General features: G+C 55.9%; 22 protein-coding genes. 12 read left to right on the forward strand and 10 right to left on the reverse strand.

Going from position 1 to position 21,695, the window contains the following annotated elements; all coding sequences use genetic code 11:
- The 5 genes from AQ1_RS02010 to AQ1_RS15040 form a co-directional block, all read right to left on the reverse strand.
- Positions 1 to 1,806, reverse strand: a complete 1,806-nt coding sequence (locus AQ1_RS02010) for an N-acetylglutaminylglutamine amidotransferase (protein ID WP_042083704.1) — start codon at positions 1,804 to 1,806, stop codon at positions 1 to 3.
- 126 nt (positions 1,807 to 1,932) lie between these two features.
- The gene (locus AQ1_RS02015; protein WP_052370775.1) at positions 1,933 to 3,240 is read right to left on the reverse strand and encodes an MFS transporter; all 1,308 of its coding nucleotides are present in this window, start codon (positions 3,238 to 3,240) and stop codon (positions 1,933 to 1,935) included.
- Positions 3,241 to 3,405: 165 nt separating this feature from the next.
- A complete protein-coding gene (locus tag AQ1_RS02020) occupies positions 3,406 to 3,900 on the reverse strand; it encodes a sigma-70 family RNA polymerase sigma factor (protein ID WP_042083571.1) in 495 nt (164 codons plus the stop codon).
- 232 nt (positions 3,901 to 4,132) lie between these two features.
- Positions 4,133 to 4,672, reverse strand: a complete 540-nt coding sequence (locus AQ1_RS02025; RefSeq protein ID WP_313981292.1) for a superoxide dismutase — start codon at positions 4,670 to 4,672, stop codon at positions 4,133 to 4,135.
- Positions 4,673 to 4,715: 43 nt separating this feature from the next.
- Entirely contained in the window at positions 4,716 to 4,967 is a 252-nt protein-coding gene (locus AQ1_RS15040) for a hypothetical protein (RefSeq protein ID WP_150007166.1), read from the reverse strand.
- 90 nt (positions 4,968 to 5,057) lie between these two features.
- Here AQ1_RS15040 and AQ1_RS02035 point away from each other — a divergent pair, with 90 nt between their 5' ends.
- Together AQ1_RS02035 and AQ1_RS02040 are read left to right on the forward strand one after the other, a co-directional pair.
- Positions 5,058 to 5,342, forward strand: a complete 285-nt coding sequence (locus tag AQ1_RS02035) for an ElaB/YgaM/YqjD family protein (protein WP_042083577.1) — start codon at positions 5,058 to 5,060, stop codon at positions 5,340 to 5,342.
- Between the two features lie 2 nt (positions 5,343 to 5,344).
- Positions 5,345 to 5,830 (forward strand): phage holin family protein, encoded by a 486-nt coding sequence (locus AQ1_RS02040; RefSeq protein ID WP_042083580.1) that lies wholly within the window; start codon positions 5,345 to 5,347, stop codon positions 5,828 to 5,830.
- A gap of 47 nt (positions 5,831 to 5,877) precedes the next feature.
- Here AQ1_RS02040 and AQ1_RS02045 read toward each other — a convergent pair whose 3' ends face one another.
- On the reverse strand, positions 5,878 to 6,630 hold the full coding sequence (locus AQ1_RS02045; RefSeq protein ID WP_042083582.1) for a M48 family metallopeptidase: 753 nt from the start codon (positions 6,628 to 6,630) through the stop codon (positions 5,878 to 5,880).
- A 96-nt stretch (positions 6,631 to 6,726) separates the two neighbouring features.
- Positions 6,727 to 7,248, reverse strand: a complete 522-nt coding sequence (gene folK, locus AQ1_RS02050) for a 2-amino-4-hydroxy-6-hydroxymethyldihydropteridine diphosphokinase (protein WP_042083583.1) — start codon at positions 7,246 to 7,248, stop codon at positions 6,727 to 6,729.
- Between the two features lie 131 nt (positions 7,249 to 7,379).
- On the opposite strand from folK, the gene AQ1_RS02055 reads away from it, so the two are divergent.
- On the forward strand, positions 7,380 to 8,009 hold the full coding sequence (locus AQ1_RS02055; RefSeq protein ID WP_042083586.1) for a LabA-like NYN domain-containing protein: 630 nt from the start codon (positions 7,380 to 7,382) through the stop codon (positions 8,007 to 8,009).
- 93 nt (positions 8,010 to 8,102) lie between these two features.
- Positions 8,103 to 8,693 (forward strand): uracil-DNA glycosylase, encoded by a 591-nt coding sequence (locus AQ1_RS02060; protein ID WP_313981281.1) that lies wholly within the window; start codon positions 8,103 to 8,105, stop codon positions 8,691 to 8,693.
- A 31-nt stretch (positions 8,694 to 8,724) separates the two neighbouring features.
- Here AQ1_RS02060 and AQ1_RS02065 read toward each other — a convergent pair whose 3' ends face one another.
- The 3 genes from AQ1_RS02065 to proB all read right to left on the reverse strand — a co-directional run bounded on the left by AQ1_RS02065 (position 8,725) and on the right by proB (position 12,468).
- Positions 8,725 to 9,924: an LL-diaminopimelate aminotransferase gene (locus tag AQ1_RS02065; protein ID WP_042083593.1), complete on the reverse strand. Its 1,200-nt coding sequence runs from the start codon at positions 9,922 to 9,924 to the stop codon at positions 8,725 to 8,727.
- A 94-nt stretch (positions 9,925 to 10,018) separates the two neighbouring features.
- Positions 10,019 to 11,257: a glutamate-5-semialdehyde dehydrogenase gene (locus AQ1_RS02070; RefSeq protein WP_042083596.1), complete on the reverse strand. Its 1,239-nt coding sequence runs from the start codon at positions 11,255 to 11,257 to the stop codon at positions 10,019 to 10,021.
- Between the two features lie 38 nt (positions 11,258 to 11,295).
- Entirely contained in the window at positions 11,296 to 12,468 is a 1,173-nt protein-coding gene (proB, locus tag AQ1_RS02075; RefSeq protein WP_462686907.1) for a glutamate 5-kinase, read from the reverse strand.
- 340 nt (positions 12,469 to 12,808) lie between these two features.
- Between proB and ilvD the strand changes: the two genes are divergently transcribed.
- The 8 genes from ilvD to AQ1_RS02120 all read left to right on the forward strand — a co-directional run bounded on the left by ilvD (position 12,809) and on the right by AQ1_RS02120 (position 21,676).
- Positions 12,809 to 14,506 (forward strand): dihydroxy-acid dehydratase, encoded by a 1,698-nt coding sequence (ilvD, locus tag AQ1_RS02080; RefSeq protein WP_042083713.1) that lies wholly within the window; start codon positions 12,809 to 12,811, stop codon positions 14,504 to 14,506.
- On the forward strand, positions 14,503 to 15,504 hold the full coding sequence (gene ilvC, locus AQ1_RS02085) for a ketol-acid reductoisomerase (protein ID WP_042083598.1): 1,002 nt from the start codon (positions 14,503 to 14,505) through the stop codon (positions 15,502 to 15,504). The genes ilvD and ilvC overlap by 4 nt, the downstream gene beginning before the upstream one ends.
- A 279-nt stretch (positions 15,505 to 15,783) precedes the next feature.
- Positions 15,784 to 15,975 carry a hypothetical protein gene (locus tag AQ1_RS02095; protein WP_042083602.1) on the forward strand — a complete coding sequence of 64 codons (192 nt, stop codon included), beginning with the start codon at positions 15,784 to 15,786 and terminating at the stop codon, positions 15,973 to 15,975.
- Complete coding sequence (locus tag AQ1_RS02100) at positions 15,972 to 17,549, forward strand: 2-isopropylmalate synthase (protein ID WP_042083604.1); 1,578 nt, start codon at positions 15,972 to 15,974, stop codon at positions 17,547 to 17,549. The genes AQ1_RS02095 and AQ1_RS02100 overlap by 4 nt, the downstream gene beginning before the upstream one ends.
- Positions 17,550 to 17,561: 12 nt before the next feature.
- Positions 17,562 to 18,521 (forward strand): branched-chain amino acid transaminase, encoded by a 960-nt coding sequence (locus AQ1_RS02105; RefSeq protein ID WP_150007165.1) that lies wholly within the window; start codon positions 17,562 to 17,564, stop codon positions 18,519 to 18,521.
- Positions 18,522 to 18,566: 45 nt separating this feature from the next.
- Positions 18,567 to 19,631, forward strand: a complete 1,065-nt coding sequence (leuB, locus tag AQ1_RS02110; RefSeq protein ID WP_042083607.1) for a 3-isopropylmalate dehydrogenase — start codon at positions 18,567 to 18,569, stop codon at positions 19,629 to 19,631.
- Between the two features lie 49 nt (positions 19,632 to 19,680).
- Positions 19,681 to 21,021 (forward strand): homoserine dehydrogenase, encoded by a 1,341-nt coding sequence (locus AQ1_RS02115; protein WP_042083611.1) that lies wholly within the window; start codon positions 19,681 to 19,683, stop codon positions 21,019 to 21,021.
- 88 nt (positions 21,022 to 21,109) lie between these two features.
- Positions 21,110 to 21,676: a lipid-binding SYLF domain-containing protein gene (locus AQ1_RS02120; RefSeq protein WP_081837017.1), complete on the forward strand. Its 567-nt coding sequence runs from the start codon at positions 21,110 to 21,112 to the stop codon at positions 21,674 to 21,676.
- Positions 21,677 to 21,695: the final 19 nt, after the last annotated feature.

Consider the following 21,695-nt stretch of genomic DNA (forward strand, 5'->3'; position numbering starts at 1 on the left):
TCAAAGCCCCTGTTGTTGCAGCCAATATTCCAGCAAAGCCACCTGCCACAGCTTAGACCCGCGCAAGGGGGTGATATGATCCGCCGGATGCGCCAGAAGCTCATCCACCTTAGCCCGATCAAATAATCCGCGCGCCCGGGCTTGGGGAGCATTGAGAATATCGCGCACCAGATCATGATAGGGCCCTTCTATATATTTAAGGGCAGGCACCGGAAAATAACCCTTTGGCCGATCAATCACTTCATGGGGAATGATTTTCCGCGCCGCTTCCTTCAGAATATATTTGCCGCCGTCCCGTACTTTCAATTCAGCGGGAATGCGCGCCGCCAATTCCACCAGTGCATGATCCAGAAACGGCACCCGGGCTTCCAAACCCCAGGCCATGGTCATATTATCCACCCTTTTCACCGGATCATCCACCAGCATGATCTCGGTATCGATCCGCAGGGCCTTATCGATGGGCCGATCCGCCCCGCTTTTGGCGAAATGCCCTTCGATAAAGCTTTTGGCATGATCATCACCGCGATAATCGGGGCCCAGTATTTTTTGCATTTCATGATGATCGCGATCACAAAACACCCGCATATAATCCGCCACCCCATCGCGAGACTCCATCATCGGCGGATACCAGTGATAACCGGCAAAAATCTCATCCGCACCCTGCCCGCTTTGCACCACCTTCACATGCTGCGAGACCTTTTCGCTCAGCAGGTAAAAGCCGATGGCATCATGGCTGACCATGGGTTCCGACATCGCCGCCACGCAGCGACCCAATGCGGGCAAGGCACGCGTGGAATCGATGAAAAGCTGATGATGATCGGTGGCAAAATGCCGGGCGATCAGATCGGAATACTGAAATTCATCCCCCCGTTCATTCCCCACGGTTTCAAAGCCGATGGAAAAAGTCGCCAGCCCCGATTGACCGGCTTCCGCCAAAAGCCCCACCACCAATGAGCTATCAAGGCCGCCGGAAAGCAAAACCCCCACCGGCACATCGGCAACAAGGCGGCGCTGCACTGATTGGCGCAAAACCTCGATCAGTTTGTCTTCCCAATCATTTTGGCGATAAGCCCGTTCATCCTCATGGGGGCCAAATTGGACTGACCAGTAAACAGTCTCCGTTTCCCGGCCTTCGGCATCGATTTCAAGCAAAGTGGCGGGGGGCAATTTCCGCACCCCCTTCAAAATCGTGCGGGGTGGCGGCACAATCGCATGAAAGCTCATATAATGGGCAAGGGCGATGGGATCGATATCGCAATCCACATCACCGCCCGCCAATAAAGCAGGCAGGCTGGAGGCAAATCGCAACCGCCGCCCCCCCATACCGGCGCCCCCATCGGGATCGGTTTGCTGCCATGACAGATATAAAGGCTTGATCCCCTGACGATCCCGGCCAAACAAAACCCGGCCATCATCCCGGTGCCAGATGCAAAAGGCAAACATGCCATAAAGCCGGGTGACGAAATTCTTCCCCCAATGATGATAGGCCTTCAGGATTACCTCGGTATCGCCATGGGAAAAGAATTGATAGCCCTTGGCGATCAATTCGGCGCGCAATTCGGGGTAATTATAGATACAGCCATTGAAAACAATCGCCAGCCCCAGCGCAGAATCGACCATGGGCTGTTGGGCGGCCTCGCTCAGATCGATGATTTTCAGCCGACGATGGCCAAAAGCCACCCGACCTTGGGAAAACAGGCCATGGCCATCGGGCCCGCGCGGGGCCAGCGCCCGGATCATCCGCTCAACGGCCGCAGTCTCAGCCCTTTGATGATGAAAACTGATCTCGCCTGCAATGCCACACATAGGCGCTTCATGCTCCTTCATTCATGATCATCGGATCATGCATCACAGCATAAAAGACGGCGCATTGGCCAGTTTGTTCGCGATAAAAGGCAGGTGATCCCCATTTGAACAGGATAGATAAGGCTTTTAGCGCCGCTCGTCCGCGTCAAAATCCCCATCCAAATGCCCATCAAAATCTGCTTCCGGATCGCCCGCATCCCCGGCTGCATTTTCATCCACAGGATCGTGCAATTGGAAAGCCGCCATGGTGGTGCGCGGGGTAAGTTGGAAATCTTCTTTTTCGGCATCCGGCGTGGGGGCGCGGCTTTTAATCAGCACAAAAATCACCAAAGCCCCCAGTCCATGAACAAAGGCAGTAAAGCCAAACATCATCAGCGGACCATAATATTTGATGAGCACCGCCGTCGCCAAAGGCCCGAATAGCGAACTTGCCCCATATAAAAACAAAAGCCCGCCAGAAATGCTGACAAAATTTTCCGGCCGCGCCTGATCATTGGCATGGGCAATACAGATCGGCTGAATGGTGAACGCAAAAGCCCCGAACAAAAAGCCCAGAACCATAACCGCCACCGGCGATATTCCGGCAAAAAAGACCAGACCCAAACCGCTGAGGCTGGCCGCCGCAGCGACAATACCGGCCACCATCCGCCGATCATAGCGATCTGATAAATGGCCAATGGGCCACATCAAAGCAGCCCCGCCCAAAAGGGTGAGCGCCATGAACAGGGAAATATCATCAACCGCCATGCCCATGCGGGCCGCAAAAATAGGCCCAAAAGCCCAAAAAGAGCTATTGGCAAACCCCACAGCGATCGAGCCAACCACCGCCACCCGCGACACATCAAGCAAGGATCCCATCCGCAAACGCGGTTGGGGCACCGGCACCGGCAGGGGGGCCCGCGTGAGGGCCACGGGCAAAGCCGCCAGAGCCGAGGTGATCGCCACCAATGAAAAAAGCTGATAGCCCCCCAAGGGATAGGCCATCAATAAAAACTGGCCCAGCGCCAGCATCACCATTCCCACAAGGGAATAAAGCGACAAAAGCGCCCCCCTGATATGATTAGGGGCGCGTTCATTAAGCCAGCTTTCAATGGCCATATAGGCAATCGCCAGCGACGTACCCGTTAATATCCGGGCCAGCATCCAGAAGGTTTCATCAATCACCAAGGGATAGAGCAAGGCGAGAGCGCACAAAGCCGCTAAAACCGCAGTCAAGACCCGCACATGACCCAAACGACCGATCAGCGGGGCGCCGATGATGCACCCCAGCAGAAAACCCGCAAAATAGCCCGTTCCCAAAGTGGCGATGGCCATATCGCCAAATTGCTCGGCCTGCGCCCGGATGGGAATCAGGGTAAATTGCAGACCATTTCCCAATTGCAGAATAGCCGCACATAAAAGCAGTGCGAAAATGGAAAAAACGACCGGGCGCATCGATGCTGTTTCTTTGACCTGTGTTGAAAGAGGCGAATCCCTGGATCCACAGCCTCTCCTACCCCCTTGAAGCCCCGGACGCAAATCCCGCGATCCTGCCAGCACTCAATCTCGCCGCAAAAGGCTAAAAAAGGATTTCACACAACAGCTTTGAATTATAGCCCTTTAATGCAAAGGAACAGGCTTTTGCATGTCGCGCAAAGAATCGCGCGCCCTGAACAGGCGGCTTTTAACAGTGCCCACAGCCAGGCCAAGCTGATCGGCGGCTTCATGATATTTATAGCCACACACCCCCACCAGCATCACCACCGATTGTTCCGGCTGGCTCAAGCGATCGAAACTGCGGGCAAATTCTTCCAATTCCACGATCCATGGCTGGGGAGCCGGATGCGACATCCCCTCGCCCCACTCTTCCATGGGGATATGCACCCCGCGCCGGCGCAGACTGCGGCACTGATCGATATGCATATTATGCATGATGGTAAACATCCATGACCGAAGATTAGACCCCTCGCGGAAAAATTCCTTCCGCGAGATGGCCCGTTCCAAGGAATCCTGCAGCAAATCATCGGCCTGATCCAGATCCCGCGTCAAAGACCGCGCATAGCGGCGCAGATGGGGAATTTCATGCTTTATCTGTTCCAGAATGGCGTGCTTCATAGCCCGTCCTCCTTTTTAGATCAGCAATTATAGTGTTAATTATGTCATAAAGAAGAACAGTTTAGTTAATGATAAATTCACTTCAAAATTAAAAAGCGCAATAGAATATTATTTCAAAATAATACTTTAATTTACCAAGTTAAAACAAAACGGGTGCGCCCATAAATAAGCACACCCATTCTAATTCATATCCGAACAGGCTCAAATATTCTTTGAACGTTCGGATTTAGGGTCAGGCCTTTGAAAGGCGCTCATTGACATAATCCCAATTGACCAGCTTTTCGATGAAGGTCTTGAGGAAATCCGGCCGACGATTTTGGTAATCCAGATAATAGGCATGTTCCCACACATCGGCGACCAGCAAAGGTGTTGCCCCATGAACCACGGGATTTTCGGCATTGGCGGTTTTCATGATCGCCAACTTCCCATCCTTCACTACCAGCCACACCCAGCCTGAGCCGAATTGTCCGGTCCCGGCGGCCACAAATTCTTCCGCAAAGGCTTCAACCGAGCCAAAAGCTTCAACCAGCTTGGCTTTCAAAGCTTCGGGAACGGCACCACCGCCATTGGGCTTCATGCATTTCCAGAATTCATTGTGATTATAGATCTGGCCCACATTATTAAAAAGCTTGTCATTCTTGCCGAAGCTTTCCACCATCACCTGTTCAAGGCTTTGGCCTTCATGCGCTGTGCCTTTCACCAGATCATTCGCCACATCCACATATTTTGCATGATGCTTGCCGTGATGAAAATCCAGTGTCTGAGCCGACATATGAGGCTCCAGCGCATTTTTTTCATAAGGCAGTTTTGGCAATTCAAACATAGTCAATCCTCCGGTTATTAAGGGCGATAAAAGCGCAGACCCGTGAATTCAGTGCATGCGACGCCGCAGCCATGACATTGTTTCCAATCCATGATGATACAAGGACGGCCCCGGCATTTGCATGACAAGATACTGGTTTTATAGAAAATTCTTTTGCCCGATGCACCTGTTGTTTTCTGCGAAGTTGATCATAGATGTTAAAGCCAAGGCTGATACAATATGCAAAAGCCTGGGAACGTTCCATGCTGACCCGCGTTCCTTCAATATGGCCCATGAGGGCTTTGCCGGATTTTCAATGTGAAGACCGGACCCACCTTTAAACGGAGGACTGACCATGGCAACCGAGAAAAATTATGCCACCGAAATTGATGCCATCAAAGGGGATGTTCATCAATTGCGTGAAGATATCAGCGCGCTTTTAAGCGCCTTTGGCGATGATGCCGGGGAAAGCGGTGCCCAAGCCCGGGAAGCCGCCCTTGCCAAATTACGCCAGGCCCGTGCCCAAGGCACGGCGCATTTGCAGCAGGTGGAAAAAAGCATTGAAGACAATCCCTTGATTGCTCTTGCCGGGGCTTTGGGCCTGGGCTTTCTCATCGGCGCCCTGCTCAATCGGCGCTGATCATGATTGGGGGGGAATTTTTCAAAAATATCGCCGCTGATGCCGCAAGACGTTTGCTGCTCATCCTGATTGCCGCCATTTTGTCGGCGGTCGTGATTATTTTGCTGTGCGCGGCCATGATCGTGGGGCTGAGCCATTTTGTGCCGATCTGGGCTTCTTTGCTGATCACCGCAGGCTTGCTGCTGGTGATCGCCCTCATTGCCCTTGTCAAAGCCTCTGCTGATGATCGCAAGACGCTTTCATCGCACCCAAAAAGGGCATCAACGGCCGCACCATCAAGCGAAAGCGGATCGGGCGATGCCGCCGCCAAAGGGGCAAATGCCCTTGATACCGGCATTTTTCTGGGCGAAGCCGTGAGTGCGGCGATGAAAACCCACCCCAAAAGCACGCTGGGGCTCGCATTGCTGGGTGGCGTGGCTTTGGGTGCCGATCCGGCCTTGCGCCGGGATCTGATCAATCTTTTGCAAGGGGGGCGCAATAAACCCTGATCGGATTGATCAGCAGGGATTGATCAGCGCAGATTTCCCAGATTTCATTAGGGCTGATAATAGGCCATGGCTTCGGGGATCAAGGCCTGTATCCGCTCGATTCGATCTTCGGGCAAAGGGTGGGTTGAAAGAAATTTCGGTGGCCGCTCTCCGCCCAAGGCGGCGAAATTGGTCCACAAATCCACCGCCGCATGGGGATCATATCCGGCTTTCGCCATATAAATCAAACCGATGCGGTCCGCTTCGGATTCCTGCGATCTGTTGAACGGCAAAGCCACCCCCAAAGTCGCCACCCCCGATACCATCGCCACCATTTCCTGGCTGCCGGTGCTGGCCCCCAAAACGGCCAGCCCCAATTGGGTAGCCATATCCCGGCTCATGCGTTCAGCCGAATGTTGGGCCATCACATGGGCGATTTCATGGCCCATTACCGTAGCCAGCTGAACTTCGGTTTTCGCCACTTGAAACAGGCCCGTATTCACCCCCACCTTGCCGCCAGGCAAGGCAAAGGCATTGGGTGTTTCATCCTTGAACAGGGTAAATTCCCAGGCAAATCCTTCTGCGCCCTCAACCACTTTTGCCATGGCGATCCCGATCCGCTCCACCATCCGAGCTTCGGGAGTGTTGGCCACGACCGGCAATTGTTCCTTGATCTGCTGATAGGAGGCCACACCCAAAGCGGTGGATTGCTCCTCGGAGACCAAAATCAACTGCCGCCGCCCGGTCACCGGTGCCGTGGTGCAGGAAACCAGCAAAAAAATCAGCAGAAAAGATGCCGGAACCAGTCGTTTCATCCCCATGACGCACTCCACCTAAAGGGTTCAGTCTCTCATCCCCTTATAAAGAGGATTCCCGCTTTCCAACACCGGAAATCATCGAAAGGCCGCGAGAAGATTTCATAGGCGCAGCACAGATTGATCCCCCAAGCCACGCAAAAGCTTTTGCCCCGAACCCAAAATCGGATGCTGCCAATCAGGCGCAATTTCTAGCAAGGGTTGAAGAACGAAGCGACGTTCATGAAGATGGGGATGCGGCAAAATCAGGCTTTGAGGGGCGGCATGGCTTGTGGATGCCTGCTCCCATGCCTTGCTATCGGGCAATATCATCCCATCCATATCCAAAAGATCGAGATCAAGGGTGCGCGCCTGCCACCTGACATCGCGCTGGCGGGCAAAATGGTTTTCCACCTCATGCAAGCGATGCATCAGAGCCTGGGGCGTATCCACCCATTGGATCCGGGCTGCTGCATTAATATAGGAGGGCTGATCTTTTGGGCCTATGGGAGCGCTTTCATATAAAGAAGATTTCTTTTCCACATTGATGCCAAAGTCACGGAGTATAGAAAGTGTAGTGATGATTGTATTGGCAGGGTTACCCGCTATAGTCGTGAGATTACTGCCCAATCCAATATAAATCATATGAATTTTGTGCCATTTGTTGATTTGTTTCTATTGCGAACAGCTTCAAAAATACCTATGGCTAGCAGCGCAAGGGCTGAGCTTTTGAAAATCAACAATGATCCATCCATAAAAAAACGGACGCTTTCAAGATGATATTTTATCCGAATGAGAAAATTGGCGTATTTATCGACGGTGCCAATCTGTTTGCCACCGCACGCTCGCTGAATATGGAAATCGATTATAAAAAGCTGAAAACATTTTTTGCGGAAAAAGGTCGTTTGATCCGAATTTTCTATTATACGGCCATGATCGATGATGCGGATTATTCGCCCCTGCGGCCTTTGATCGACTGGCTCGATTATAATGGCTATACCCTTGTAACCAAACCGATCAAGGAATTTACCGATGATCAGGGGCGGCGCAAGGTCAAGGGCAATATGGATATCGAAATCGCCGTCGATATGCTGGCCCTGTCGGAAAATCTCGATCATGTGGTGCTGTTTTCCGGCGATGGTGATTTTCGCCGTTTGATCGAAGCCATCCAGCGCAAAGGGGTACGGGTGACGATCATTTCCTCTAATTCCACCCAGCCTTCAATGATTGCCGATGAATTGCGCAGGCAGGCGGATCAATATGTGGATCTGGCAAAAATCCGTGATGATTTTGCTCGTCCCCGCAGCCAAAATCCGCAGCAGGCCCAAAGCATCGAAAATGATGATTTCGATGAGGATGGCGAGTATTATGAAGATGACGATGATTATGAAGACGATCCCCAGTAAAATGGGGCCTTTGTAAAAAAGGACGATCCCATCAAAACCCCATCCGATCCCCCCGCCGAAGCGCCGGCATTATGCGATCTGTGCCCCCGGCTTGTGGCCTATCGAGCGGCTAATCAGCAGAAATTTCCCGATTTTTTCAATGGCGCCGTGCCCAGCTTTGGCGATGAGGCGGCAAAGCTTTTGATCGTGGGGCTGGCCCCCGGGGTGAAGGGAGCCAACCGCACGGCGCGCCCTTTTACCGGCGATTATGCAGGCGATCTGCTTTATCCCACCATGCTGAAATTCGGCTTTGCCAAGGGTGACTATCGCGCCGATCCAAAAGATGGGCTGTGCCTGTCGGGGGCGATGGTCACCAATGCCGTGCGCTGTGTGCCCCCGGAAAACAAGCCGATCGGCGCGGAAATTTCCCAATGTCGGCCTTATCTGATCAGCCGGATCAAGGCTCTGCCGCATTTAAAGGCGATTTTTCTGCTGGGGCGCATTGCCCATGAAAGCGTTTTGCGGGCTTTTGGCCAAAAGCCGGCCCACCATCCCTTTGCCCATGGGGCGATGCATCAGATCGCGGGTTTGACCCTGATCGATAGCTATCACTGTTCGCGCTATAATGTGAATACCCGCCGCCTGACCCCGGCCATGTTTGAAGATGCTTTTCAAAAGGCGGCAAAGGCAGCCGATCAACCATAGGACCATCAAAAAACGGATGGGATCGCAGCCTTCAGGCGTTATCGATCCGGCCCTTGCCGCTTTCAAACAAGCGCTTCAGATTGCGCGCCGCCTGCCGGATGCGATGCTCGTTTTCCACCAGCGCAATCCGCACATGATCATCGCCATATTCACCAAAGCCCAGGCCCGGTGCCACGGCCACCTGCGCTTCTTGCAATAAAAGCTTTGAAAATCCCACCGACCCCAGATGGCGATAGGCTTCAGGCACAGGCACCCAGGCAAACATGGTGGCTGGCGGCGAAGGCACATCCCAACCGGCCTGAGCAAAGCGCGAAACCAGCACATCGCGCCGCGCCTGATAAATCGCGCGATGTTCGTCCACACAATCCTGCGGGCCATTCAAAGCGGCGGTGGCGGCCACCTGAATGGGGGTAAAGGCCCCATAATCGAGATAGGATTTTACCCGCGATAAAGCCCCGATTAAGCCAGGATTGCCCGCCGCAAAGCCAATCCGCCAGCCGGGCATGGAGTAGGTTTTCGACATCGACGAAAATTCCACCGCCACATCTTTGGCACCGGGAATCTGCAAAATGGATGGCGGCGGATTGCCATCGAAATAAATCTCGGAATAGGCAATATCCGAGAGGATATAAAGCCCTTCCCGCCGCGCGAAATCGACCATTTCAGCATAGAAATCAAGGCCCACCACCTGTGCCGTGGGATTTGACGGGAAATTCAAAATCAGCGCCGATGGCCGGGGAACCGAATGGCGACAGGCTTTTTCCAGCTCCCCCACAAAGCGATCAAGGGGCAAAAGCGGCACATGGCGCACCGATGCCCCGGCAATGGTGAAACCAAAAGCATGGATGGGATAGCTGGGATTGGGGCATAAAATCACATCCCCCGGGGCGGTGATGGCCTGCGCCAGATTGGCCAAACCCTCTTTCGATCCCAAGGTCACGATAGTTTCGCGCTCGGGATCAAGATCAACCCCAAAGCGGCGGGCATAAGAGCCCACCAGCGCTTTTCTAAGGCCGGGTATGCCCCGGCTCATGGAATAGCGATGGGTTTTGGGATCGCGCACCGCTTCGGTCAGCTTATCCACCACATGCCGGGGTGTGGGCAGATCGGGATTGCCCATCCCAAAATCGATGACATCATCCCCCCGCGCCCGCGCCGCTGCCTTCAGGGCATTTACTTCGGCAAAAACATAAGGCGGCAAGCGCCTGATGCGATAGAAATCGGACGTCATGACCCCATGCCACCTTTAGTTTGTTACGGATTTGCGGATTAAATTAACAGATTCATATCCCGAAATGCCCCTTTTAGATAGATTGATGCGGAAATCAAGGGCGGATATGCCCCGAACCCCGCACCCGATAATGATAGCTGGTCAAATGTTCGGCACCCACCGGGCCACGGGCATGAAGCCGCCCGGTGGCAATGCCAATTTCGGCACCAAAGCCAAATTCACCCCCATCGGCAAATTGGGTCGAGGCATTATGCATGACGATGGCCGCGTCCACTTCGCTCAGGAAGCGATCAGCCGCCGCCTGATCGGAGGCAATGATGCATTCCGTATGGCCCGAGCCGTGCCGATCGATATGCGCCAAAGCGGCATCAAGGCCATCCACCACCCGCACATTGATCACTGCATCCAGCCATTCCGTATCCCAATCCTCGTCACTGGCAGGCTCGATATCGGGGCAGATGGCCTTTGCGGCCGCATCACCGCGCACCCGGCATTGGGCATCGCTCAAAGCCTTGACCAAAGGAGGCAGATATTTCGCCGCCACGGCCTCATCAATCAGCAGGGTTTCGGTGGCCCCACACACCCCGGTGCGCCGCATTTTGGCATTCACCACCACCGCTTTTGCCATCTCCAGATCAGCCGAGGCATGAACATAGCTGTGATTGACCCCCATCAGATGCCCCAATACCGGCACCCGGCTTTCTTCCTGCACCCGTGCCACCAATGATCGCCCGCCCCGGGGGATCAAAAGATCGATATGCTCGGTCATGCGAAACAGTTCACCCACCGCATCGCGATCCTGTGTCGGCACGATATTCACCGCTTCCATGGGCAGGCCAGCCTGCTCAAGCCCTTTTTGCATGGCCGACAGGATCATCTCTACGGATCGGCGGCTTTCGCTGCCGCCGCGCAGGATGGTTGCATTGCCCGCCTTCAGGCACAGGCCCGCAGCATCGGCGGCGACATTGGGGCGGCTTTCAAAAATCACCGCAATCACCCCCAAAGGCACCCGCGCCCGTTCAAAACGCATCCCATCCTCGCGCGCCCAGGATTGATCGATGGCCCCCAAAGGATCGGGCCGCGCGGCAATCGCCTCAAGGCTTTTGGCCATGCCTTCGATCCGGCCTTCATCCAAAGCCAGCCGATCGATGAAGGCATCATCCTTACCCATCTCACGGGCCTGCGCCACATCAGCGGCATTGGCCTTCAACAGATCGACAGAGATGCCCCTAAGGGCCACTGCTGCCGCCTTCAACGCGGTTTGCCGCATCGCATGGGGGCTGCGCTGAACCACACGCTGGGCGCGCTTTGCCCCATCGCCCAAGGCGATCATCTGGTCATGCAGTTGGGATGTGGATTGGCTCGAATGCGTCACAGGGCCTCCTTTGCCGCTTTTTGCGGAACGGTTATTGCAAGATTATCCCGGTGGATGAGGGTATCCGGTCCCTGATATCCCAGCAATTCCTCGAAGGTTTCGGTGCGCTGCCCGGCGATCACCTCCACCTCGTTCGAATCATAATTGCTCAGGCCGATGGCAATATCCTCGCCAGCCATGCTGCGCACGCGCACGGGATCACCAGAGAAAAATTCCCCCTCCACCCGGGTTACCCCAACACTTAGAAGGCTATTGCCTGCATGCAAGGCTTTTATCGCCCCGCGATCCACGATGAGCGTGCCCGAAGGGGCCACGGTGGCGGCAATCCATTGCTTTCTCACGGTCAGTGGCTCGGATGAAGGGATGAACCATGTGGCCCGCGCATCCCCCCGCGTCAAAGCCCCCAAAGCCCCCTCTTCGCGCCCATTAGCAATGGCCATATGCGATCCCGCTCCCAAAGCCAGGGCCGCTGCCGCAATTTTTGCCGCCATGCCGCCGGTGCCAAGGCTGGTTCCGGCATCCCCCGCTTTTGCCTTGATTTCAGGGGTGATAGCCCGCACCACCGGAATATGCCTCGCCCCGGGCACCGAGCGGGGATCGGCATCATAAAGTCCATCCACATCCGATAACAGCACCACCAGATCAGCACTGATCAATTGCCCCACCCGCGCGGCCAGCCGATCATTATCGCCAAATTTATGCTTATCGAAAGCCACCGTATCATTTTCATTAACGATGGGGACAATCGCGCGCGACAGCAGGGCTTCCATGGTCGAGCGGGCATTTAAATGGCGCAGGCGATCTTCGGTATCCCCCGGGGTGAGCAGCATCTGCGCCCCCACCGCCCCATGGCGGGCCAAGCTGCGGCGATAGGCATCAAACAAGCGGATCTGGCCAATTGCCGCTGCGGCCTGACGATCCGCCAGATTTTGCACCCCACCCGCGAGCGCTGAACGGCCGATTCCCACGGCCCCCGAGGTCACCAGCACCACCTGCTGCCCCCGCGTCCGCATGGCCCCGATATCCGCCGCCAAAGCATCCAGCCAGCGCCTTCTCAGGCGGCCATTTTCCACCAGAAGCGCCGAGCCGACCTTAATGACCACCCGATGGGCTTCTAAAAGCATCCGGGATGGGTTCGCTGGATCGGCCGTTTCATTTCCCTGCTGCATCAACAGATTTCCTCAATTTATCGTCTTCATATTGCTAAATATCGTGCGCATTGGTAATTTTTCTCTCATATCTGTGTTGACAGCGACAGAAACATGCATATCCTGCACCCATGAATTTTGCAACGCACACACCGCGCTCGAACGCCCATGTTCAAATTTTTCCCTCTCATCAGTTGGCGGGAGCTTTTGCCCATGGTCAAACCCTTCTTGTGGGGATTGTGATCGTGCTGCTTATCAGCGGCGCGATGGGGCTGCCTTCCTGAAAACAACGGATCAGACAAGGAACACCAGCCCCGCTTTGCCCACCGCAGCGGGGCTTTTCTTTGGCCAAGGACAGAAAATGACCAATAAGAACCGACCAAGCGACGCGATCAAATCCCAGGCCCCGGCCCGCGCCATGCTGCGTGCCACCGGCATGGATGATGATGCTTTGGCAAAACCGATGATCGGGGTTGTCAGCACCTGGACCGATGTTTCGCCCTGCAATCTGCATTTGCGTACCCTTGCCGAACCGATGAAGGATGGCATTCGGGCAGCAGGCGGAACGCCGGTGGAATTCAATACCATTGCCGTCACCGATGGGATCGCCATGGGCACGGCGGGGATGCGGGCATCTTTGATTTCTCGCGAAGTGATCGCTGACTCCATTGAGCTTGCCGTGCGCGGACATTGTCTGGATGCGGTGGCGGTTCTCGTGGGATGCGATAAAACCATCCCCGCAGCGGCGATGGCGCTGGCGCGCATGAATTTACCGGGCATCATCTTATATGGCGGTTCGATCCGTCCGGGGTTTCATAAGGGGAAGTTCATCACAGTTCAAGAGGTGTTCGAGGCCGTGGGGGCGCGCGCTGCGGGTAAAATCGAGGCCGAAGAGCTCGATGCCATCGAGCGTGTGGCCTGCCCCGGGGCCGGGGCCTGTGGCGGCCAATTCACGGCCAATACCATGGCTATGGTCCTGACTATGCTGGGTCTTTCCCCCATGGGGGCGAATGATGTGACAGCCACCGATCCGGCCAAGCCCGAAACCGCCGCCCTGTGCGGTCGGCTGTTGATGGAACTGCTCGAAAAAGATGTGCGCCCGCGCGATCTCATCACCCTTGAAAGCATCGCCAATGCCGCCACCATCGGCGCAGGCACGGCGGGGTCCACCAATCTGGTGCTGCATTTGCTGGCCATTGCCCGGGAAGCGGGGTTGCAAATCGATATCGATGAATTTGATAAAATTTCGGCCCGCACCCCGGTGATCACCGATCTGAAGCCGGGCGGGCGCTATACCGCCGTGGAAATGAGCGAAGCGGGCGGCACGGCTTTGGTTGCCCGCCGTTTGATGGAAGCCGGACTTTTGCACGATGGCCCCACGGTGAGCGGTAAAAGCCTGTTCGATGAGCTTGAAGCGGCCGAGGAAACACCGGGTCAGGCGGTTGTTCGCACGGTGGATGATCCATTTAAACCACGCGGCGGCTTTGCGATTTTGCGCGGCTCCCTTGCGCCCGAAGGGGCAATCGTCAAGCTTGCGGGCCATGATGGGGATCGTTTCAGCGGCCCGGCTCGGGTTTATGATGGCGAAGAAGCCGCCTTTAAGGCTGTGCAGGATGGGGCGATCAAGGCAGGCGATGTGATCGTGATCCGCAATGAAGGCCCCAAGGGCGGCCCCGGGATGCGGGAAATGCTGGCGGTCACCGCCGCTATTCAGGGCCAGGGGCTTGGCAATGATGTGGCGCTGATCACTGATGGTCGCTTTTCAGGCGCCACCCATGGGTTCATGGTGGGCCATATCGCGCCGGAAGCCGCAGTGGGCGGCCCCATTGCCCTCATCCGCGATGGCGATCGCATCACCCTTGATGTCAGCGCCCGAACAATCGATGTGGAGGCCGATCTCGCCGCCCGCAAGGCGGAATGGACCCCGCCCCAACCCGCTGCCCTCACCGGCGCTTATGCCAAATATGCAAAACTGGTGTCTTCGGCGTCCGAAGGTGCCGTTACCGCTTTTCCCTACTCACCCATGCAAAAACAAGCAACAGAGGATACGCGTTCATGAAACTTTATAATAATTCCGATGTCGATCAGGCCGCCCTCAAGGGCAAAACGATTGCTATCATCGGCTATGGCAGCCAGGGCCGTGCCCATGCCTGCAATCTGAAAGACAGCGGTCACAAGGTCGTCGTCGGCGTTCGCGAAGGGGGCAAGGGCTGGCAGGCCGCGCGCCAGGATGGTCATGATGTGGCCGAGCCCGCCGCCGCCGCCAAAGCCGGTGATCTGATCGCCATCCTAGTGCCCGATATGGCGCAGGAAGCGCTCTATCGTGAAACCATCGCCCCCGCTTTGGAGCCGGGCAATACCCTGCTGTTTGCCCATGGTTTTTCCGTGCATTATGGCCGCATCACCCCGCCCGAAGGCATCGATGTGGTGATGATCGCCCCCAAGGCCCCCGGTGATCTGGTGCGCCGCGAATATGAAATCGGCCGGGGCGTGCCCTGCCTTTTGGCGGTGCATCAGGATGCCAGCGGATCGGCCAAGGCCCGAGCTTTGGCCTATGCCCATGGCTTGGGCGGCACCCATGCCGGCGTTTTGGAAACCACCTTCCCCGAAGAAACCATCACCGATCTTTTCGGCGAACAGGCGGTGCTCTGTGGCGGCATGAGCGAACTGGTTTTGAAAGGCTTTGAAACCCTCACCGAAGCCGGTTATCAGCCCGAAGTCGCTTATTTTGAATGTCTCCACGAACTGAAGCTGATCGTTGATCTGATGCAGGAAGGCGGCCTTGCCAAAATGCTCAGCTTCATTTCTGAAACCGCCAAATATGGCGATTTCGTTTCTGGCCCACGAGTGGTGGATGAAACCACCAAGGCGCGGATGAAGGCGGTGCTCACCGATATTGAAAACGGCACCTTTGCCCGGGATTGGATTTTGGAAAATCAGGCCGGTTTGCCGCGCTATAAGGCCAGCCTGCAAAAAGATCTCGATCACCCGATTGAGAAAACCGGCAGTGCCCTGCGTGCGCGCATGGCGTGGCTCAATCCCAAACATAACGCCTAAGCAAAAAACACATGGTGCACAGCCTCTCCACATCCCCAATCAAGAGCAGAGCCAACAAGGCCGGCGGGAAAGGCAAAAGCCTGACCGGTGCGCAATGGCGCATGCATGCTCTTGAGGCACAGGATGTGGAGAGTGCGTTCGGCCATCCGGGCGGGGGCTATCCGGGCGGCCCGATCATGCCCTATATAAAGATCGCCCCCCCAAATCACACGATGCCAATATCTAACCATTGGTGCCGCATCAGATGATGCACCAGATTATCAATGAGGAGACACCATCATGACCTACAAACTGTTAATTATTCTGGATGGATCGAAAGGTGCGCTTCTTCGGCTTTTGGGCAGCATCGAACATTTGCGACACCAGATCTCCAAGCTTTTTCCCGTGCTTTCCTGTGCCGAGCACGATAAGGCCAGTGTAAGCATCGCGATGGATAGCCCCAAAACACAATGGGCAGGAGCGGTAAGATGACCGAGCAGGACAAAGTTCTCATTTTCGATACCACCTTGCGCGATGGCGAACAGGCGCCGGGCTTTTCGATGGATCATGAGCAAAAGCTGCAATTGGCGCGGGCTTTGGCAGAGCTTGGTGTCGATATCATCGAAGCCGGTTTTCCCGCCGCCTCGAAAGGTGATTTCCGCGCCGTCAACAGCATTGCCAAGGAAATCGAGGGATCAACCATCTGCGGCCTTGCGCGCGCCCTTGAAGGGGATATTCGCGCCACCGCCGAAGCCATTGCTCCGGCCCGGAAAAAGCGCATCCACACCTTCATCGCCACCAGCCCCATTCATCGCAAACACAAGCTGGCCATGGACAAGGAAACGGTTGTCCGCCGCGCGGTCGAGGCCGTGCGGCTGGCACGATCCTTTGTTGATGATGTGGAATTCAGTGCCGAAGATGCTTTGCGCACCGAGCCTGAATTTCTGGTGGAAATCTTTTCCGCCGTGATCGAAGCCGGGGCCACCACCCTAAATGTTCCCGATACCGTGGGCTATGCCACGCCGGAGGATATTTTTCGGGTTTTTTCCCATTTGCGCAGCCATGTAAAAGGCGCGGATCGGGTCGTTTTCTCGGCCCATTGCCATGATGATCTGGGCTTGGCCGTGGCCAATTCCCTTGCCGCCGTGCGGGCCGGTGCCCGGCAGGTGGAATGTGCGATGAACGGGATCGGCGAACGGGCGGGCAATTGCGCCACCGAAGAAATCATCATGGCCCTGCGCACCCGGGCCGATCATTATCAGGCTCAGGCGAGAGTGGATACAAAGCGGCTTTATGGCGTTTCGCGCCTGTTATCGGGGCTGACCGGCCATGCCATTCCGCGCAATAAGGCGATTGTGGGTGAAAACGCCTTTGCACATGAATCAGGAATTCATCAAGATGGGATTCTGAAGAATGTGGAGACCTATGAAATCATGAAGCCTGAAGACATTGGCGTTCCCAAAAGCCAGCTTGTGCTGGGCAAGCACAGTGGCCGCCATGCCTTTGCCGAACGCACCCAAATGCTGGGCCATAAGCTGAGTGCCGAGCAGATCGATGCCGCCTTCACCGCCTTCAAGGCTTTGGCGGATCGCAAGAAAACTATCACCAACAGCGATATCGAAGGGCTTATTCTGGGGCGTGAAATGGGGATGCTTGGGCCATGGCATCTGAAATCCCTGCAGGTCTCCACCGGCTCTGGCGATCATGCCATGCACACATCTGCCGTTCATCTGGTGCATGATAATGGCCGGGTGGTGCGCGAAGCCTCGATCGGCAATGGCCCACTCGATGCCGCGTTCCGGGCCATCAAACGCGCCACCAAAATGCAGGCGACACTTGCGGATTTTTCCGTGCGCTCGATCGGTTCCGGGGCCGATGCCCAAGGCTGGGCCGATGTCAGATTATCTCATGATGATGTCTCTGTGCATGGCTCCGGGGTGGATACTGATATTGTTCACGCTTCGGCAAAAGCCTATCTTGATGCCCTTAATCGTCTCGTGCGTGAGACCCAATCAGACCCCATCCATAGCGCGCCCGCAGACGATGCCCGCGCTTTATCCGCATAAGGAAGTTTGAAAATGGCCCTGACTCCGACCCGTTTCATCTGGATGAATGGCACCCTGAAGCCGTGGGAGGAAGCCACCACCCATGTGCTGACCCACGCCCTGCACTATGGCTCGGCGGTTTTCGAGGGGATCCGTTGCTATGAAACTCCTGACGGACCGCGCGTTTTCCGCGTTGGGGATCATATCACCCGGATGTTTCAATCGGGCCGGGTTTATCATATCGATATCCCCTTCACCCGGCAGGAAATCGGCGATGCCTGCAAGACGGTGCTCGCGTCCAATGAACTGGGCAGCGCCTATATTCGCCCCATTGCCTATCGCGGCTATGGCAGTATTGGTGTGGTCAGCCCCGATTGCCCCATCGATGTGGCCATTGCCGCCTTTCCCTGGGGGGCTTATTTAGGGGAGAACGGTTTGGCTGATGGGATTGATGTGTGCATCGCAAGCTGGCAGCGTATGGCCCCCAATACCGTGCCGACGGGCCTGAAGGCAGCGGGCAATTATCTATCAAGCCAATTGATCAGCATGGAAGCCAAATCCCGTGGCTTTGCCGAAGGCATAGGCCTTGGCACCGATGGATTGGTGAGCGAAGGTGCGGGGGAAAATCTCTTTCTCGTTCATCGCGGCAAAATCCTCACCCCCCCGGCCGCGGCCTCGATTTTGGCAGGCATCACCCGCGATACGGTGATCACTTTAGCCAAAGATCTGGGGTTCGAGGTGATCGAACAGCCGATCCCCCGGGAAATGCTGTATATCTGCGACGAGATGTTTTTCACCGGCACCGCTGCCGAAGTCACCCCCATCCGGTCGATTGATCGCTTCAGTGTGGGGACCGGCGAACGCCCGATCACCAAGCAGATCCAGGATGCCTTTTTCGGTTTATTCAATGGCCAGACCGCAGATCGCTGGGGCTGGCTGGAGCCGATTGAAACCGCCACCGCCAAGCATCCCATCACCGCCCTGCATAAATGATGGGGCTGATCCCACTTAAAATAACCGGAAAGGGCTTTTGATAGAATGTCCCATCGTATCTTGCTTTTACCCGGCGATGGTATCGGCGCGGAAGTGCTCGAAGCCGGACGCCATGTGCTCGATCAACTGGCTTTGGCCCGCGGCTTATCGATTAATTACGAAACCGGGCTGATCGGCGGTGCGGCCATTGACGACATGGGCGAACCCCTGCCCGCCGATGTGCTGGAAGCCGCCCGCCGCGCTGATGCGGTTCTTTTGGGCGCCGTGGGGGGGCCGAAATGGCATGATCTTCCGGGGAACAAGCGCCCGGAAGTGGGGCTTTTGGCGCTGCGCAGTGCTTTGGGGGTTTATGCCAATCTGCGCCCCATCATCGTTCGCCCCGGGGCTGTTGATCGCTCGCCGGTGAAGGCCGAAATCGCTTCGGGCACCGATATCTTATTTGTGCGGGAACTCACCGGCGGCCTATATTTTGGCGACAAGGGCACCGAAGGCGATAGTGCCTATGATATCTGCCGCTATAGCCGCCACGAGATCGAGCGCGTGGTGCGCATGGCGGCCATCGCCGCGCGCCAGCGTCGGGGCAAGCTGAGCCTGGTTGATAAAGCCAATGTGATGGAAACGAGCCGCCTGTGGCGCGCCGTGACCCAAGAGATCATCAGCCGCGATTTTCCCGATATCGAGCTTGAAATTCTGCTGGTGGATGCCGCAACCATGCATCTGATAACTCGGCCGCGGGATTTTGATGTAATCGTTACGGAAAATCTGTTTGGCGATATTCTCACCGATGAAGCCAGTGTACTGACCGGCTCCATCGGGCTCATCCCCTCTGCATCATTGGGGGCGAGCGGTGCCGGGCTTTATGAGCCGGTGCATGGCTCGGCCCCTGATATTGCGGGGCAAGGCAAGGCAAACCCCATCGGCATGATCGAAAGCATTGCAATGATGCTGGATCATAGCCTGGGCCTGCCGACAGAGGCAAAAGCCCTGCGTGCGGCCATTGGGGCTGCCATGGCACAGTGTGTCACCGTCGATCTGGGGGGCACGGCCTCCACCATGGATATGGCACGGGCCATTGCCGATCAACTGGATAGGGCGCTTGCCCTTGCCTGATGCCTCTTCACCCTTTTCTTCCCAATATCTGTTACATGAAGGGTCCGCTATGACCAGAAACGCAGCCGAAACTGTATCGCGAAAACCAGATGAGGCAAAACCGCAGCCCATCCGCCTTGCCATCGCAGGCCTTGGAACCGTGGGATGCGGCCTGCTGGCGGTTCTGGCCAAAAACGGGGCGCTGATCGCTGATCGCTCTGGCCGGGACTTTCAGGTTGTCACCGTTTCGGCGCGCGATAAAAATCGAGAGCGCGAGGCCGATATCAGCGCTTATGAATGGCATGATGATCCGCTTCAACTGGCCGATCCCCAAAAGGTGGATGTGGTGGTGGAACTGATCGGCGGTGCCGAGGGCACGGCCCTTGATCTCGCCCGGGCGGCTTTATCCAAAGGAATTTCACTGGTCACCGCCAACAAGGCGATGATCGCCCATCATGGCGACGAACTGGCCAGATTAGCCGAGCAATCAGGCGCTGTTTTGCGTTTTGAAGCGGCCGTTGCGGGCGGCATTCCCATCGTGAAAACCGTAAAAGAAGGCTTGGCCGCCAATCGTATCGACCGGATGCACGGCATTTTGAATGGCACCGCCAATTTCATCCTCACTTTGATGGAAGACAGCGGCGCAAGCTTTGACGATGCGCTAGGACAGGCGCAGGCCTTGGGCTATGCGGAAGCCGATCCATCCTTTGATATCGATGGCGTGGATACGGCCCATAAAATCTCGATCCTGACCAGCCTTGCTTTTGGCGCCCCGCCCTCGATGGATCTGCCCATCGAAGGCATTCGTGCCATCACCGATATCGATATTGCCTATGCCCGCGAATTGGGTTTTCGGATCAAGCTTTTGGGCATTGCCCGCATCACCGATGATGGCAAGCTCGATCAGCGGGTTCATGCCTGCCTTGTGGATGCCAATGAAACCTTATCGAAGGTGGGCGGGGCGGCCAATGCCATCGAAGCCCATGGCGATTTCGTTGGCCCCTGCATGATCGAAGGGTTGGGCGCGGGCGCAGGGCCCACGGCCTCTGCGGTGATGGCCGATCTTATCGAACTGGCCCGGGGCAATCGCAATTCCACTTTTTCAATGCCTGCCTCCAAGCTGAAACCCCTGCCCCTTCTGGAAACAGGGACGCGCCGGGGTGAATTTTATGTGCGCCTGCGGGTGGCTGATAAAGCCGGGGTGATGGCGGAAATCGCTTCGGCGCTCCGCGATGAAGGGGTATCGGTGGAGCGCCTGATCCAACGCACCCGGGCATCCGATGATAGCGTGCATCTGATCATGACCACCCATCAAACCACGGAAGCCCGGATGCAGGCCGTGCTCAGCCGTTTCCACAAGATCGATGATGTGCTCGATACGCCTTGTATGCTGCGGATTGAACCGATCTGATGATGGCCTTGTTTTTGCGCGGCTCTGTCTTCAAAATGCCGTCTTTATCCGGCAGATAAGCACAGAAAGCATTTTTGGGGGAACGTTGATGCCAATCTCAGCACTATTCAGAAAAATCGCGGCTTTTTCATTGGTCGCGGCTTTTATCATTATCGGTTCGGCCTCGGTTGTCGATGCCGCATCGAAGAAGAAAATTGATCGCCGTGTGGCCGAAACCATGGCCGAATTTCGTGAAAAATACGATGGCGCCCAATCGCTGCTGGATAAATCCGTTGGCGTTCTGGTGTTTCCCAGCATCAAAAAAGCCGGGATCGGCATTGGCGGCGAATATGGCGAAGGCGCGCTTTTGGTGAATGGCTCTGCAGTGGGCTATTATAGCACCGCCGCCGCATCGATCGGCTTGCAGCTTGGCGGGCAGGTACGCAGCCAGGTTTTGCTGTTTATGGAAGAAGGGGCGCTAAATAATTTCCGCAATAGCGATAAATGGGAAGTGGGCGTTGATGGCTCGGTGGCCATTGCCACCATCGGCGCAGGTGGCTCTATTGATACCACCAATCTCGATGCGCCGATCATTGCCTTTATTTTCGGCAATAAGGGGCTGATGTATAATCTCTCCCTTGAAGGTTCCAAAATATCTGAGATCGAGCGCAACTGATCTGCGCTCGCGCTCGTTT

The organism is Iodidimonas nitroreducens, assembly GCA_000710935.1.
Classification (GTDB): Bacteria; Pseudomonadota; Alphaproteobacteria; order Sphingomonadales; family Rhodothalassiaceae; genus Iodidimonas; species Iodidimonas nitroreducens.